The organism is Spongorhabdus nitratireducens (assembly GCA_947387575.1).
Taxonomy (GTDB): domain Bacteria; phylum Pseudomonadota; class Gammaproteobacteria; order Pseudomonadales; family Endozoicomonadaceae; genus CANDOC01.
This window is the reverse complement of sequence record CANDOC010000002.1, coordinates 119,847-137,124: the sequence shown is the minus strand read 5'-3', so window position 1 is coordinate 137,124 and position 17,278 is coordinate 119,847. Positions and strand designations below refer to the sequence as shown.

Sequence of the window (17,278 nt, the reverse complement as noted above, 5' to 3'; positions counted from 1 at the left end):
CGGCTTAACAGGTTAAGCTATCAGGCGCTGACTTCAGTCGGCCCATCAAAGGCTGTGACTTTCAGGGCCGGGCCAGTGTATTTCTCGATATCCACAATGGTGGTGTGAGCACTGGTTGCCTGGGCCAGTTTGGAACTGGCCATATCCCGAGTCAGCACATTGGGATCCCCGTTTTTACACAGACTGCCGATCTTGCCGCCTTCCGCAGGGTTATACCAGGCGCCTTCAAAGATACGGACGATACCGGACCTGAATCGTTTACTGATTTTAGCGCCGGCCAGTATCTGTCCGCGGTCGTTAAAGACCCGAACCACATCCCCATCCTTTATGCCACGCTTTTTGGCATCTTCAGGGCTGATATAAATTGGCTCCCGACCCGCAACTTCATAAGTTTCACGCAGGCCTTTGGCTGCATTCAACTGGGAGTGAACCCGGTCTTTCGGATGGCAGGACTGCAGGTGCAGCGGGAACTTGTCCGAACCGTTACCACCGTGGGAGCGTTCAAATGGTTCCATCCACATCGGATGTGCCGGGCAGTCTTCGTATCCCAGTTTGGCAATGGATTCGGAATAAATCTCGATCAGGCCGGTGGGTGTGCCCAGCGCTTCGAGCTCCGGTTCTTGACGGAATTCGGAGTGACGTACCCACAGGTTTTCAGTGGCTTTATCAAACTCCACATAGCCGGTACCGTTCCAGAACTCGTCGAAGGATGGCATCTTGATCTTGCGTAGTTTGGCACTGCGATGAGCCTGATTGTACAGGTGCTCCAGCCATGCCATTTCATCACGGCCTTCGGTAAAGGTTTGTTCCTGACCGAAGCGTTTGCACAGGTCAGCAAAAATATCGATATCGTTGCGGGCTTCAAACAGCGGCTCTACCAGCTTGTGCATGGCAATAATGCCCTTGCGGGAATGGTTGCCGAAACCGTCAATATCATTGCGTTCATAAGGTGTTGTCGCCGGCAGTACAATATCGGCAAAGCGACAGGTCGCGGTCCAGTGATGGTCGATTGCAATGGCTGTTTCCAGATTCTGCCAGCCACGAATCATCTTGTTACGATCCTGCTGGTGGTGGAACGGGTTACAGCCGGTAAAGATAGCCACCTTGATTGCTGGCAGGGTGGTTTTACGACCATTGAAATCAATGACTTTGCCTGGTTCCAGCATGGAGTCCACAAAGCGGGCTACAGGAATAGTCTGGGAATATTTGCCAAAGTCACCGTTGTACTTGGGCTTGCCATTGGGTGCGCTGCCGGTAAATCCGGGTACCTTGGATGCCTTGCGGGTTGGCACACCGGCGCCGTTGTAGTGCCAGCCAAACCCGAATCCGCCACCGGGCAGGCCGATCTGACCAATCATTGATGACAGTACAACCAGCATCCAGGCCCACTGTTCGCCGTGGTGCATCCGCTGCACACACCAGCCACCGATAAACTGGGTACGACCGTTGGTAAAGGTACGTGCCAGCTCTTTGATCGTTGCAGCCGGAATACCACAGATCTTGCTGGCCCATTCAGCAGTTTTTGGCTGACCGTCTGATTCGCCGGTCAGATAAGGCAGAAATTTCTCAAATCCGGCGGTGTAGTCCTGCAGGAAAGCCTTGTCATGCAAGTCTTCACTGTAAAGGGTATGCGCCATACCCAGCATCAGAGGAACATCAGTTTGTGGGTTAATCGCAAGCTGCTCACATCCAAGGAAAGCCTGAGTTTCAGAAACAACCGGGTCGATACTGATTGCACGAATACTGCCGTCAGCAATCTTTTTCTTCAGTTCATGATAGTAACCATAGACATCATGATCCGGTGTACTCCAGCCAGCCTGAAGGTTTTTAATCGGATCAGAGCCCCAGAACACGATAGTGTTGGAATGCTTCATCACCAACGGCCAGGATGTTTGCTGGCTGTACACTTCTGTAGAGCCAACAACTCTCGGCAGAATCACCTGAGCAGCACCGGTAGAGTAATCCCCCACCTTTTTCACGAAGGTGCCGTGCAGCCCAATAGCCCGCTGCATCGCAGCAATACAGTTGTGATAAACGCCGTTGGCCTTCCAGCCAGTGTGACCTGCATATAAACCGGATGGGCCGTGTGTTTTCTGTACTCTTTCCAGCTCTTCATAGAAGAAGTCCAGCGCCTGATCCCAGCTGACGCGGACAAAGCGGTTATTGCCACGCTGAGTCGTGTCACTCTTTTCACGGTTCTTCAGCCAGTCCAGTCGCACCATCGGGTAGCGGATACGGGCAGTAGAGTACAGGTCATCGCGAATGCCCATCAACATATCGCTGGGGAAAATATCCTGTTCAAAAGGCTTAACGGTTGTCAGCTCACCATTTTCAACCCGGGCACGAAAGGCACCCCAGTGAGTTGCGTTGGTCTTTTCAGAGGGGCCACACATATCGTGAGCTGATGCCTTGCCGACCAGCAGGCTCGGGCCGATCATTCCGGCAGCAGCGGTTTTCAGCATGCCGCCCAGAAAACGACGGCGGCTAACTTGTACAGTTTTAATAACGCTCATGATTGCAATCTCCTTCAGCTTTTAATTAGTGAGCGCCGCCGGCGGCAGAGTCAGAGCCGTGATTCTGCAGATATTTCAGCAGGGTGCGTTCTTCGCGTTTGCTCAGGTCGGCAAAGCTCATCATGCCTTTCAGCTGGGCAATCCATTCGGTAGAGCTGAAGTGATTGATATCCGGTGCGCCGTGGCACTGGGTGCAGGTGCTCTTGTAGAGTTCTTCGGTGTAATCCCAGATCGGGTTGACATCGGTTAGCAGGTTTTCATTGCGAATCCAGACATTGGTGCTGACCTTCTCCCAGGTTTTGCCGGTTTCTTCAATCTTGGTGGAATCCAGCACTTTGACCTTTTCAGCCTGACTGGTGCGCAGGGCGGCAGAGAAAATACGCTTGCCGGCTTCAGCGGTCAGCACACGACCACGGCCGCTGGTGTCACGCCAGCCGGTTACGTCTACGTTCAGCATGTCACCCTGACGCTCGAGTACTTTAACTTCGGTAGCCGGCAGCAGCTTGCCTACTTCCTGCTGGCTCCGGGCATCTGCAAACAGTTTGATTTCGGTAAGGGAGAACAGGTGTTCTTCAGACGGTGGTTTGGCTCCCATCTTTTCCAGCGCCGCCCAGGTCTTGCGGTAACCACTGCTCATATCCGGCAGTTGGTGTGCCACACCTTTATGGCAGGAAACACAGGTCTGGTTGGTGGCTGCAGCTTCTTTCATCTGCTTGGCCGCGGCGACGGACTGCTTGCTGTGGTCCATGGCTTCATAGCTGTGACACTTGCGGCAGCCGGAAGAGTCATTGGCTTCCATCCGTGCCCAGACCCGCTTGGCCAGATGCAGACGCTTCTCTTCAAACTGTTCCGGGGTATCAATCGATTTGGTGACGAAATGCTGATACAGATCGTTGGAAGCACCGATCTTGCGTAGAATCTGTCCGGTCATGTCCTGTGGCATATGGCAGTCGGAACAGATGGCCTGTACGCCGGCGGCATTGGAAAAGTGAACGGACTGTTTGTATTCCTTGTAAACCGGTTCCATGGTGTGACAGCTGGTGCAAAACTCGACCGAGCCGGTCAGTTCCAGACTTTTATGACCAGTCCAGATCAGGGAGGCCATGCCAATGGCGCCAACCAACAGCAGGGTGATAACGGAATAACGACCTGTTGGTGTCGTTAGAAATGCCCAGAGTTTTTTCATTGTGTGAGTGCCAGCGTTTAAAAATTTTCGATAGCTGCACTCTATTCTCAAGTTGTGAACCACTCTGCCATTGGCTGTGAACAGGGCGTATTCAAATGTGAAAAAATATGAATAGAATAGGGGCTGTTGACGTTTGATCGTGTGTTCAGCTAAAGCCAGCGTTTTCGTGCCGAGGCGCAGTAGCGCCGGAATACACTTGTCTTTCAAGCTGCTGCAACGAGAGCATGGAAGCGCTGGCTTTAGCCCTTCGGGTGGTTCGTAAAGGGGCATTCCGGCTGCGTTGAACTGTTTTGATGTAGCGCCACTACATGCTGCAACAGTTCGCCTTGCGGAACCCCCCTTTACGAACCACTGAACTCACGATCAAACGTCAACAGCCCCTATTTTCTGTTATGAACTCACAGTCGGGTGTCACGGGATTCCATGAAATATCATGTTTTGGTCGTAGAAGATGAACCGGTCACCCGGGCCCGGCTGGCAGGTTATTTTCGCAAAGGTGGCTATCAGGTCAGCGAAGCTGAAAACGGTGAACAGCTGTGGGAGATTTTTGAGCAGGAATCAATTGATCTGGTTCTGCTGGATATCAACCTTCCCGGAGAAGATGGGCTGACATTGACCCGGACGCTTCGAAGCCAGTCAACCGTCGGCATTATTCTGGTGACTGGTCGTACTGATATGGTGGATCGAGTCGTTGGACTGGAAATGGGTGCTGATGATTATGTCGTTAAACCGGTCGAACTAAGAGAATTACTGGTCAGAGCCAAGAACCTGCTCTGGCGGATTTCTCTGGCAAAAGAAACCGAGTCGGCTGAAAGCATTAAAGATGACCAGATTTTGACATTCCGTGACTGGATGCTGGATACCCGGCGGCGTGATCTTTCCTGCAATGATGAGTCTGTAACCCTGACCAGTGCTGAATATGATCTGCTGCTGGCGCTGATGACTAATGCGGGTACGGTGTTAAGCCGGGAACGACTGATGAATATGATCAGCCACCGTAGTCAGGCTTCGGGTGACAGAACCATTGATACCCTGATTCGCCGCCTTCGCTCCAAGCTGGGTGATCCGGCTAAAAATCCAACCCTGATCAAAACCATTCACGGTGAAGGTTATCTGTTTACCGAGCAGGTACTGTAACGTTATAAACCGGCCGGTAATCTGGCGGTGCCAGTGAGTTTTTCAGTAGATCTGGTGATATCGGACCTGACTGGTGAGCCAGAATTTGCGGGCCAAAGTCCTGTAGCCAAGGGCGATGTTCCAGATAGCGAATCGCCTGATCAATGGCCATCCTTCCCTGAAGTACGGGTTGATCATCGCTACTGACCTCAATTTTGCCCCGTAACAGGCCGCGGTAAACGCCATGGGTCAGATAGGTTGATATTACCCGGGGTGAATCAACGTCATGTTGCCGCAGGGCATTGACGGCCACTTCAGCCATGGTGGCGTCACCTACCAGATAATCTATATCCGGCACTTCATTCAGAATTTTATGGATGAGTTGTCGTTTGACCGGTTTGTCGTTATCGCCATATTCACGTGTGGCTATTTTGACCGAGCTGTTTTTAAGACCGGCTTTAAAGCCACGCTCGGTAATACTGCTTCCACCCCGTCCTGGTGGAGAAGATAACCAGGCCACTGTAACCGGGGGAGTGTTGGCGGGATGTTTCTTCGCCAGCCATTGTCCAACGGTAAATCCCATCTGAAACCAGTTAACACCGGTTTTTCCGGTTATGCCCTCAGGGTTGAGGTCATTAACCAGACCAAAGACAGGTACGGTTTCGGATATGTTTTGGACATCACGGGTAACCAGATCGAATCCGACCGAGCCCAGCAAAATAGCATCAGCTTGCCACTGGATGCAGGCTTGTAGTTGTTGCTGCTGGCTATAGCTGTCGATATAACCATCAGCAACCAGCACCTTTAGGTTGATACCCAGTTTTCTGGCCTGATCGACCATACCGTAGTTGAGGTTAAACCAGTACGAATCCTTGAGATGAGGGTAGAGTGTGCATAAACGCCAGGGCTTGTCAGCTCGGGTCAATGGCTTCAGGGAAGAGGAATAAACGTGCTGATAATTGAATGGCGTGTCGGCAACTATAATCTGCCAACTGTCGTTCGCTTCTGTCTTTCCCATATGTAACAGGAACAGCGCTATAAGGAAAACAAGTAGCATGCTGGTGGAGATAAAACGACACATTAGACTTTAGACCTCCACACATCTGAACTCTACACTATTGAACTCCGGTCATACCCTGCGCATTATTGGCATCGGTCATCACTGCCGCAATTGATAATTACCCTTGAATAATCCCCGTTTTTGTCCTTTTGTCTTTTCTTTCAGGCGCAGAAGTATTGGTGCCCGGCTACTGCTGTGCTTTGTGATTATGTCGGGGTTAACCGTAAGTCTTGGTGTTATATCCTGGTTGGGATTTGCCCAACTGGTCTTACGGGAGCAGCAAATCAGTGCCAGTGCGGTTCCCGATCTAGTTGCTGCAAGACGGCTGTCTGATCTCTCTACCAAGATTATTGCAGCCGGACATGCAATTGCTACCGCCTCTTCGGTGTCTGAATGGGAGGCTCAGGGGCGTTACCTCTCTGTTTCAACCAAGGCGATGGCCTACCAGTTGATGGAGCTGGGTAGCAGGACTGGCAGTGTTGATGACCCTGAACAGTTACGAATATCAGCCAATAAAATTATTAATAATCTGGCCGTGCTTGGAGAAAAAGTTGGTGACCGGATTGAGCTTGAGAGCAAAATAGAGTCCCGGTTGAAACAGTTGGCTCAGGCATCGGAAACGCTCGTTGGCTTGACCCGCTCACAGGTTGCCAATGCTGATACCGTTGTGACAGCCAATATTACCCGGCTATATGGAACACTTTCCTCCGACAGCGGCCGTGAACAGATCTATACATTGCTGGACAGGTTGCTTGAGGTTGATATTGATCAGTTCGAACGGATGGTATCGCTGGAACTCAGGGCTCATCAGCTCAGATATACTGTCATTCTGCTGCAGAATCCAGGCTCTGCCAAAGAGTTGGAACAGTTAGCCGGGCAATATAGTCAAGCCTTATCAGGTATCTCCCATTTACTTGAAAGTGTTGCTGACCCTGACCGGCAACAGAAAATGAAGCAGCAGGTTGGTTTACTTGAGCAAGGGTTGCCCATTCTCAAAGACCTGAATCAACTGGTGATGGTGCGAGCAGAAATCAGCCAGTTGACCAATGGCAACGTATTTCTGTTTGCCGAGTTGAATGAGCTGGTTGATCAAGTTGTTGAGCAATCAGAGCTAAAACTTGAGGAGGCGGGTTCAGACCTGCGTATCAATCTGGAGCGCGGACAGCGCTGGGCTGTTTTGATGACGTCGCTGGCACTGCTGCTGATGGTTCTGATTATCTGGAAAGTCATTTATGGCAGCCTGATCAAACCGCTGGTTGGGCAGACCCGGGTCATGGAGCGACTGGCTGCAGGTGATCTGGATGCACGAACTGACTATTCCGGATCCGATGAACTGGGTGATATGGCAAAAGCCATTGAGGTTTTCAGGCAAAACAGTCTGGCACGTCGCCAACTGGAAGCGGAGCAGCAGCAGTATCAACAAACCCTGAAGGAGCATCGGGATAATCTGGAGCAACAGGTAGCGAAACAAACCGGTCAGTTACGTGATGCCAACCTGAGCCTGATGGAAGAAGCCCGTCAGCATCGTATGGCACGGGAACAGGCAGAAAAGGCAAACCAGGCTAAAACCCGCTTCTTATCCCATATGAGTCACGAGATCAGAACACCGATGAACGGAGTTCTGGGCACCCTTGAGCTGCTCCGGGAAACCCGACTGGATAACCAACAGAGGCATTACGTTAATGTTATTGGCGACTCTGGCGAGCTGCTGCTCGATATTCTTAACGATATTCTCGACTTCTCGAAAATAGAAGCCGGATGTCTGGAATTAAAGCCGGTTAATTTTAGTCCGGATTATCTGGTTTCCGGGCTGGTTCAGTTGATGGAAGCCCGTGCTGCTAAAAAAGGGTTAGCACTGGAATATCAGTGCAGTGGTCTTCCTCAGTGGTTACATGGTGATGCCGTTAAAATACGTCAGATCTTGCTTAATCTGATCGGAAACGCGATCAAGTTTACTGACAATGGGTTTGTACGGGTTCAGGTCACTCGAGCAGAAGGGAACAGTAATAGCTATTTTTTCAGTGTTACTGATACCGGAAAAGGCATTGCTGTCGATGACTGCCAGCGCATCTTTGAAGCGTTCACCCAGGCAGAGCAAAATATTCGTCAGCCAGGTACCGGTTTGGGACTGACAATATCCCGTCGAATGATTGAGTGCCTTGGCGGAACGCTGAGCGTCAAAAGTGAGCCCGGCAAGGGTAGTCAGTTCAGCTTTAAACTGACATTGGCTGAAGGTGAATCTGTTCAGCAGCAGTCACTTCCAGCGCGTTCTTTACCTGCCTATAAAATCTTGCTGGTAGAAGATAACCCGGTTAACCGCATGGTTGCAGAAGGCTATCTGAAGCAGCTGGGACAAATAGTTGTATCAGCCAGTGATGGGGCAGAGGCCAGGGCTGCTGTTTTGAATCAGACGCCGGATCTGATTCTAATGGATATCAGCTTGCCGGATACTGATGGAGTTACGCTGACAAAAGAACTGAGATTGTTGGCTGAACAGAACACTCCCGTGATTGCTGTATCTGCCCATGTTTTTAATGAAGATCAAAGCCTGTTTCTGGAAGCAGGTATGAATGCCTGTCTGGGTAAACCGCTCAGAATTAATGAACTCGAAAATGCGTTGTGGCAGGTAACAACTGTGGCTGGAGTCGGTGACGAGAATAGTGAACAGATCTCGTCTAATGATAGTGAACTGCTGCTTAATACGGGTCAGTTACAGGAAGATGTTGAAATTCTTGGGCAGGAAGAAGTACTGCGTATGATCACTCTGTTCAAGGACTCGACAGCCAAAACAATGGCCCAACTGATCTCTTCGGACGATGATCAACAGCAGTTATCGCTGACGCACTCTTTGAAAGGTGCAGCTGCAAGTATGGGGCTGAAAAAGCTGCATAAACAGTCAGCTTTGGCAGAGCAGAAAGTCAAAGGCGGAAAACAACTGCAAGATAAGCAAAAGCAGGAACTGCAGGCGTTATATGAACAGTCGGTGTTATCAATCGATAAATTTGCCAGCAGTTTAAAGACTCCGGCCTGAAGCCGGAGTCTTTGTCGTTGCAAAAGGTATTATTTTTCTGCGGTTTGCTGATGAGCCTTGCCGGTACTGACGATGGTCAGAGGCTTGTCCACATCACTCATCAACACCTGGTCATAGGCTTCGAGGAGTTCTGCGGCAGAGACTTTATTGATTGCCTCTGACAGCTCCTGCCTTAATCTGAAGTCATGCTCTGTATCCAGCACATCACCCCACAGTCGGGCAGAGCGCTCGCCGAGGTTGGCATCTTTTTTCAGCAAGCTGCCGATCAGGCCCTGTTTGTATTCATCCAGTTCGGCCTTCGTCAGATCGACGACGGCTTTACGCTGTTTTAATACAAACTCGTCAACGCGTTTGCCCAGCCCATCGGGTCCCAATACCGGTGACTGAATCATAAAGACCAGACCTGGCTGATTATCAATCAGGTAGTTGGACGCAAAGGCGACGTAGCCCAGTTGCTGCTCAGTGCGGAGCTGATTAAAGAACGGTGTACCCAGCATCTTGCCCAGCAAGGCGTAACGAGCCCGGGTCTGCAGGTCCTTTTTGTTGCTCTGGTAATAACGCATCAACACGGAATCGTCATGATCAACCGCCATTTCCTGCTGCATCATTTGCTTTGGAAGCAAACCCAGCAAGGTAATATGGTCGTCATAACGTGGTGCGGGTGTCCAGTCCAGACCCTTGGTAATGGTCGCTGTCATCCGGTTTACATCTTCCGGCAACAGGTTGCCGTGGAAGAATGCTTCAATATTGACGCCCTGGAAAAATGTTGCGGCATATTGCTGCAACTGCTCAACCGTAACGCTTTCAGCTGCAGCTATCAGCGTGGGCTCGGTATAAGAGCGGTCGAACAATGTCTGCTGCATCCGCGCCATTACCTGACGATAGGGCGGGCTGAATTTGCGGTTATTCAGGTTCTTCAGGGTTTTGTTTTTTTCCTGCTGGAACTGGGCCGGATTAACCCGAAACTCTTTGATAGCTTTTATGATGGCAGCCAGTAGCTCGCCCTGCTTGTCGTTATATCCGGACAGGGAAATGCTCAGGCCACTGCTGTCATAGCCAATGCTGTAGTTCAGACCCGCTTCCCGCGCCGGATAACCATACTCATTCAGGCTGCGATCCAGCAGACTGCGGTACAATGACAGCAGAATCATATCCTGCGGCGTAGCAGTAGCACCTTCCCGGGTAAATCGAACCCGTACATCGGCCCGTGGTACCCGGAAAGTATCATCATGCTTGAACCAGACTTTCAGCCCGTTCTGGTCGGTCAGAATTTCCGGGAACTCTGTGGTTGCACTCTGTTTGATGTCCAGAGAGGTGGCAATAAACGGGTTGATTGCAGGGATTGTCAGCGTCGAATGAACCTGAGGTTTATGCAGTCGGCTCATCAGGTCAGAAGACAAAGGCTGAATGCTGTACTGGGTGCCAAACCATTGTTCTTCTCTTGCGGTCTCCAGCCCGGGAGCAATAACGATTTGACGCAGGTTCTCAGGTGTCATCTGATCTAGGTGGCTCTCGATCAGCTTCTTGTCAAAACGGGTCCACAGGAAGTCGCTATCCAGCAGATGTTCTGGTGGATAATAGTGCATCCGTCCAGCCAGTCCGGAAACAGTGCGCTGTGGGTCTCCGGGTTCACGGAAGCGGAATGCGGTTGATGCTATTTGACGACTTTGATCAAACAGTTGCCGGGTGACGCCCTGTTTTTTTATCAGGGCTATGTAATCAAATACCAGTGCGGTAATTTCATCCACATGCTCCAGCCCGGTTGGGGTCAGATCCATGCTGATTGAAAACTCGCTGTATTCATTAGGCTGGTCATGAGAACCGGCAGACAATGAATTAATCCAGCCTTTTTGCTTCAGCAGGCTGTGTAAACTGCCCTTGCCTTCGTAGCCAATGAGGCGACCAAGATATTTGAGTGGTTTGAGCTCGTAATAATGCATGACGCTGGGCATGGGGAAGTCCAGTGTCAGCTCGCGCTTTTCCTTGAGGGGAATCAGGTTGATACGTACTCCGAGCTGTTCTTTGGTGTACAGCGGAATACCAATTTTCTGATTGGCCTTCGTACCGGCAGGAACGTCCTGAAATGCTTCACGGGCCCATTGTTCAAGGGTGCCCATGTTTTCTTTGCCGTAAACCACAACACTGATATTAGGGCCGACATAATACTTCTTGTAGAATTCGACCAGATCCTGCCACAGGACATCGCCATCACTGTTATCCAGTGTTTCCAGGTTGCCAATATTGAAGCGGCTGCCTGGGTGTTCAGGATTGACTGTGTTATTCAGTGCCAGATTGAAACGCCAGTTGTCGTTTTTTGCGTGCAGCTTGTATTCGGAGTCGACAGCATTCCGCTCCCGGTCAACGTAGGTTTTATCCAGCGTTGGGGACACAAAAAACTGTGCAAGTTGATCCAGTGCAGGCTGCAGCTGACCTGAGTTGATATCAAAGAAGTAGTTGGTTCTCAGGCTGGAGGTATACGCATTGGCGGAACCACCATTAGCCCGGATATATTCAAAATAACCGTCAACTTCAGGGTATTTCTTATTGCCCAGGAACAGCATGTGCTCGAGAAAGTGAGCAAGCCCCAGACGATCTTCGGGGTCATTGAAGCTACCCGTATTTACATCAACAGCTGCAGCCGCTTTGTCTGTGCGCGGATCGGAAATCAGTAATACCTGAACACCGTTGTTCAGAGTGATATAGCGATAATCCCGGTGATCCTGGGGGCTTTTTATAACTTCAACAGCGTCTTGCAGAGTCGCTGCTTTGAATGCCGGATCTTGTTCCTGCTGTTGCAGGTTTGTCATACCACACCCACTGAGCACCAGGGTAGCAGCCAGAGCACTGGCGGCGAGCGCCTTAATCTTCATAGCCATCCTGTCTTTGATTACTGGTCACCATGAAATCAGCCACTTATTACGTATTGGAAAAGGGACTGAACATCAATCATGGTCGTTTGCGCCTGCAGCGAAACAGGTGTACAAAGGCCGCAACCTGCGGAGGGATATGGCCGAACTGCACATAAGTACCTAGAAACTCACTTTCAAATATTTTGACGGCGTCTTTTTCCACCCTTGCTGCGTTGCCGCTTTGGTCTCGTAGCTACAGCTACGCTCCCGACGCTGCGCCTGAAGGATGAAAAAATCCACACATCAAATTATTCGAAAGCAAATGTCCGGGCACTGAAAAATCACTGCTATTGCACAGGATATTAAGGTAACTTTTGGTCGCTGCCCACCCGCAGAGTGCTTAACGCTGAAAAAAACAGATGTAAGCCAGCTTATTTTGATATCGGAAAAAGGAGAGGTTACAGGTGATTATTCCGTGGAAGGAACTTGAATCGGAGACGCTGGAAAACCTGATTTCCGAGTTTGTATCCCGTCATGGTACCGATAATGGTGACGAGTCGACCCTTGAGTCCCGAATCAATCAGGTCATGCAGTTACTGCGAAGCGGGCAAGTGATGATTGTGTGGGATTCTGCGCTTGAATCGACCAATATTCTGCCGGCAGATGAAGCAAGGGCACTGCATCAAGACAGTGAATAACCCGTTCTTGCTGTAATGAAAAAAGAAAAATAAGAGGCAAGCATGACAGTAACTTTTGACGCTCTGATGGAGCAGGTTTCCCGCAATGATGAGGGATACACTGTAGAGATGTCTTCAAACTGGTCTCAGGGAAGAGCATCATTTGGGGGGCTGCTGGCAGCGCTGGGTGTCAGGGCGATGCAGCTGGAATCTGGTGATGATCGTCCGTTACGCAGCATTCAGGTTTCGTTTATCGGGCCTGTGGGCGAAGGTGAAATATCCATTGCAGTGCAACAATTGCGCACCGGTAAGAATGTGACTCATATGCAGGCTTCGCTGTCACAGAATGGTGAAGTGGGGTGCGTCGTAAATGCCTGTTTTGGTGTTCGCCGGGATTCGGTGATTAATGTTGAAGCACCACTCAGACCTGAGCTGCCTGATCCAGAGAGTCTGGTTGCATTGCCTTTTATTCCGGGTGTAACACCGAACTTCACTGGTAACTTCAGTATGCGCTGGGCAAAAGGTTCACTGCCTTACAGCGGGAAATGTGAAGCCCAAAGTGGTATCTGGGCCCGATTTAATGATGGCGGGCCGGCTTCTGTGCTGCACTTGATTGCCATTGCTGATATTCCTCCTACACCGGTCATTACTTTTGTAAATAAACCGGTTCCTACAAGCTCTCTGACCTGGATGCTGGATATTATTGTTGATGACCTCAAGGCTGAGAGCAATGGTTGGTGGTATGTTGAAACCACCGTGGATCATGCTGCTGAAGGTTATGCCCATCAGGGGTATTCAATCTATGAACCCGGTGGTTCTCTGGTTGCCTCAGGGCGGCAGGTGGCAACGGTGTTTGCATAATTATCTGAATGTCAGCTGTATCTTCTTCAGCCGTTCCGGCTACCCCGAAAATTGACACTCCCGGCAATTTTTGATGTTCTGAATGCAGATCTCCCCACAAGGGAGGTCATGCAGTGCTTCAGTCGTAGAACAATAAATAATCAGCCCTGACCTGCAATGTGCCATTGGCACGGCAGGATCGAGGCGAAGATATGTACAGTGACCCTGTGCCGAGGAGCCCGCAATGTTAAATATTCCTGTACCTGTTGCAGAGAGCCCACCCTGTCTTTCCTGTTATTCCTTTTCGTGCGCATCCGCATAGTGCGCTGATCCGTTGAATCTTCTGATAACTGCAGTATTGGACAGGCTTAATGTCCGTGCGTCGGACTTTCAGGTTGATCTGCCAGACTGTTATCAGACTGAACAGGGAGCAGGCTTATGAATGATATACAGGAACAGCCTTCCGTACCCGCTCGGCAAACTGCTGATATTTCACTGGATGATAAATATACCCGCCAGTCAGGCAGGATCTGGATCAATGGTGTGCAGGCTCTGGCCCGCCTGCCTCTGGATCAGTACCGGCTGGATCAGAAGATGGGTTTCAATACAGCCGGTTTTATTTCCGGCTACCGAGGTTCGCCGCTGGGCGGACTGGATAAGCAGCTCTGGCAGGCGCGAGATTATCTTAAAGAGCACCACATTACTTTTACCCCAGGTGTTAACGAAGATCTTGGTGCGACAGCGGTTTGGGGCTCCCAGCAGGTAAATCTGTTTGAAGGCGCCAGATACGATGGTGTATTCGGGCTCTGGTATGGCAAGGGGCCTGGTGTCGACCGCAGTGGAGATGTGTTCAAGCATGCCAATGCGGCTGGAACCTCTGCTCTGGGCGGTGTATTGGCTGTAGCCGGTGATGATCATGGCTGTAAGTCTTCAACCCTGCCGCATCAAAGTGATTATGCCTTTATTGATGCGATGATGCCGGTGTTCTACCCGGCCAGTGTTCAGGAGGTGTTGGATTTTGGCCTGTATGGCTGGGCACTGTCCCGCTACAGCGGGTGCTGGATTGGTTTCAAGGTAGTGGCTGATGTTGCTGATTCATCCATGGTCGTCGAGGTCAGGGATCAGCTGGATATCAAGCAACCCCGGGAGCCAATACCTGAAGGTAAGATGTCAATTCGCTGGCCGGACCCACCGAAAGAACAGGTCAAACGCCAGCACGAATGGCGATTGCAGGCAGCAAAAGACTTCGTCAAAGCCAATCAGCTGGATCGTATCACTCATAACAGTCAGGAACCGAAGATTGGCATTCTCAGTGCGGGCAAGAGCTGGAATGATGTCCGACAGGTACTGGAAAATCTGGGGCTGGGGCATAAAGAATGTGAGCAACTTGGGCTGAGAATCTACAAGCCGGCAATGGTCTGGCCTCTGGAGCCTGAAGGTGCAGAAGGATTTGTTGCCGGGCTTGAAGAAGTGCTGGTTATTGAAGAGAAGCGACCCTTGCTGGAAAGCCAGCTGAAAGAACTGTGCTACGACCTGCCATATCGCCCGCTGATTACCGGCAAGAAAGATGAAAAGGGAAGCAAACAACTGGGCTCGGATGCTGAGTTATCGATAGATGATATTACCCGGCTCCTGGCCCGGCGACTGTTAAAATATGCTTCTACAGCTGCAATGTATACCCGGCTGAAGTCGGCAGCTCAATCTGTTCTGGCAGAGACAGATATACCCGCGCTGCAACGCACACCTCACTTCTGCTCCGGCTGTCCTCACAATACATCGACCAAGGTGCCGGAAGGCAGCCGGGCGCTGGGCGGAATAGGTTGTCATTACATGGCAACCTGGATGGATCGCAATACCGATACCTTTACTCATATGGGTGGAGAAGGTGCCAGCTGGATTGGTCAGGCGCCGTTTACTGAAACAGAGCATGTGTTTCAGAATCTGGGAGACGGGACCTACTTCCACTCCGGTCTGCTGGCTATTCGTGCTGCTCAGGCTGCCGGGGTCAATATTACCTATAAGATTCTGTACAACGATGCGGTTGCCATGACCGGCGGTCAGTCAGTGGATGGTGTGCTGGATGTGCCTTCAATCACACACCAACTGCGGGCTGAAGGTATTCAGCATATTGCCATTGTCAGTGATGATCCGGACAAGTACTACGGCTCACCGGATCTGGTCGACGCTGTAACCCTGCACCACCGGCGGGAACTGGATGCGGTACAGCAGAAGTTGCGTGATCGCAGCGGAGTTTCAGTCATTGTTTATGAACAGACCTGTGCGGCAGAAAAACGACGGCGCCGTAAAAAGGGTGAAATGCATGATCCTCAAAAGCGGGTTGTGATTAACAGCGACGTTTGTGAAGGCTGTGGTGACTGTGGCGTGCAATCCAATTGTCTGTCAGTGAAACCACTGGAAACAGTTCATGGGCGTAAAAGGCAAATTGATCAATCTTCATGCAACAAGGACTTTCAGTGTGTTGAAGGCTTCTGTCCGAGCTTTGTCACTGTAACTGGCAGTCCCTTACGCCAGCCGCAACCGGTTGTCTCGAATGATATGCAACCACTGCCTGAACCTGAAATTGCCGCCTGTAATGAACCTTTCAATATTATGCTGACCGGCATTGGTGGTACTGGTGTGATTACAGTCAGTGCACTTCTGGGCATGGCGGCTTACCTTGAAGGAAAAGGTGCAACCCTGCTGGATCAAACGGGATTGGCACAGAAGTTTGGTGCTGTTTCCAGTCATATTCGTATTGCATCATCACAGGATGCAATCACTTCTTTACGTATTCCTGTTTCACAAACGGATCTGTTGCTGGGTTGTGACATGATGGTTGCGACGGTTCCGGAAGTGATGTCGACACTGGACAGTGAACGAAGTCGGGCAATTGTTAATGATAATGAGGCGATGCCGGCAGCATTTTTGTCTCAACCAGATCTGGCTTATCCGGCATCAGGCATGGAATCTTCAATCAAGAATGCCTGTGGTGATGCTGCAGAGTTTATTGCTGCCAGTCGTCTGGCTGAGTCACTGCTGGGCGATACCATTGGCAGCAATTTGTTTATGCTGGGATATGCCAGCCAGAAAGGCTGGCTGCCGCTAAAGCCGGCATCCATTATAAAAGCCGTAGAGCTTAACGGAGTTGCGGTTGAGTTTAACCAACAGGCTTTTGTCTGGGGTAGAAAAGCAGCCATCGATTATCTGAGTGTATGTGAGTTGGCAGAGCCTCAGGTTCGGGATCAAGCTCTACCAGCCACACTGGAAGAGGTTATTGCTGCAGAAAAACAGCACCTTGTTCGCTATCAGGATGAATCGCTGGCAGCGCGTTATGAAGAACAGGTACGTAAGGTTATTGAAGCAGAACAAAGAGTTGGCCCTGGTCAGCAACTGGCGCTTGCTGTGGCCCAACAGTACAGCCGGCTTCTGGCATACAAGGATGAATATGAAGTGGCTCGGCTGCTATCCAGCAATGAGTTCCGGGAAAGTCTTGATAAGCAATTTGAGCCGGGTTTTCGGCTGTATTTCCACTTGGCACCTCCATTGATATCCCGAACTGACCCGGCAACCGGCCGCCCACGAAAAATGACTTTTGGACACTGGCTTTTGCCTGTTATGAAGTTACTGGCGCAAGGGAAAGTGCTACGGGGAACAATAATGGATCCTTTTGGCTATACCCGGGATCGCCGATTAGAGCGCAAGCTACTGGCTGACTATGAGAACTGGCTGGAAAACCTGGACAGCACCCTCTGTGCTGAAAACTACGCACAGATGATTGAGCTGATGTCGTTACCACAACAGGTCAGAGGATATGGTCCGGTGAAACACCAGGCTGCAGAAGCAATAAAAGCTCGCCAACAGGCGTTGCTTAACCCGCTGCAACGGAGACGAAAGGACACGATAAGTTACGCCACGAATCGAACTGGTAACAGCCAGTCTCTGGCAACCCATTAAACTGTAACTATGGCTGTATTGTTATGCGGAACTGAACATTCACATTGACGGG

Annotated in this window: 9 protein-coding genes; 5 read left to right on the top strand and 4 right to left on the bottom strand. The window is 50.6% G+C overall.

Annotation, left to right across the window (positions count from 1 at the left end; genetic code table 11):
- Window positions 1-20 precede the first annotated feature (20 nt).
- Both torA and torC read right to left on the bottom strand, forming a co-directional pair.
- Window positions 21-2,513 (bottom strand): trimethylamine-N-oxide reductase TorA, encoded by a 2,493-nt coding sequence (torA, locus tag ACYZZ0_RS05230; protein WP_461535536.1) that lies wholly within the window; start codon window positions 2,511-2,513, stop codon window positions 21-23.
- Between the two features lie 25 nt (window positions 2,514-2,538).
- The gene (gene torC, locus ACYZZ0_RS05225; protein ID WP_461535535.1) at window positions 2,539-3,699 is read right to left on the bottom strand and encodes a pentaheme c-type cytochrome TorC; all 1,161 of its coding nucleotides are present in this window, start codon (window positions 3,697-3,699) and stop codon (window positions 2,539-2,541) included.
- A gap of 423 nt (window positions 3,700-4,122) precedes the next feature.
- On the opposite strand from torC, the gene torR reads away from it, so the two are divergent.
- The gene (torR, locus tag ACYZZ0_RS05220; RefSeq protein ID WP_461535534.1) at window positions 4,123-4,836 is read left to right on the top strand and encodes a two-component system response regulator TorR; all 714 of its coding nucleotides are present in this window, start codon (window positions 4,123-4,125) and stop codon (window positions 4,834-4,836) included.
- Here the strand turns inward: torR and torT are convergent.
- A complete protein-coding gene (gene torT, locus ACYZZ0_RS05215) occupies window positions 4,817-5,896 on the bottom strand; it encodes a TMAO reductase system periplasmic protein TorT (RefSeq protein ID WP_461535533.1) in 1,080 nt (359 codons plus the stop codon). The genes torR and torT overlap by 20 nt on opposite strands.
- 103 nt (window positions 5,897-5,999) lie before the next feature.
- Between torT and torS the strand changes: the two genes are divergently transcribed.
- On the top strand, window positions 6,000-8,906 hold the full coding sequence (gene torS, locus ACYZZ0_RS05210) for a TMAO reductase system sensor histidine kinase/response regulator TorS (protein WP_461535532.1): 2,907 nt from the start codon (window positions 6,000-6,002) through the stop codon (window positions 8,904-8,906).
- A gap of 29 nt (window positions 8,907-8,935) precedes the next feature.
- Here torS and ACYZZ0_RS05205 read toward each other — a convergent pair whose 3' ends face one another.
- Window positions 8,936-11,776: an insulinase family protein gene (locus ACYZZ0_RS05205; RefSeq protein WP_461535531.1), complete on the bottom strand. Its 2,841-nt coding sequence runs from the start codon at window positions 11,774-11,776 to the stop codon at window positions 8,936-8,938.
- Window positions 11,777-12,219: 443 nt separating this feature from the next.
- Here ACYZZ0_RS05205 and ACYZZ0_RS05200 point away from each other — a divergent pair, with 443 nt between their 5' ends.
- From ACYZZ0_RS05200 to ACYZZ0_RS05190, 3 genes are all read left to right on the top strand, one after another.
- On the top strand, window positions 12,220-12,453 hold the full coding sequence (locus ACYZZ0_RS05200; protein WP_461535530.1) for a YheU family protein: 234 nt from the start codon (window positions 12,220-12,222) through the stop codon (window positions 12,451-12,453).
- 42 nt (window positions 12,454-12,495) lie between these two features.
- Window positions 12,496-13,293, top strand: coding sequence for an acyl-CoA thioesterase (locus tag ACYZZ0_RS05195; RefSeq protein WP_461535529.1), 798 nt, complete (start codon window positions 12,496-12,498; stop codon window positions 13,291-13,293).
- 417 nt (window positions 13,294-13,710) lie between these two features.
- Entirely contained in the window at window positions 13,711-17,226 is a 3,516-nt protein-coding gene (locus ACYZZ0_RS05190; RefSeq protein WP_461535528.1) for an indolepyruvate ferredoxin oxidoreductase family protein, read from the top strand.
- Window positions 17,227-17,278 lie beyond the last annotated feature (52 nt).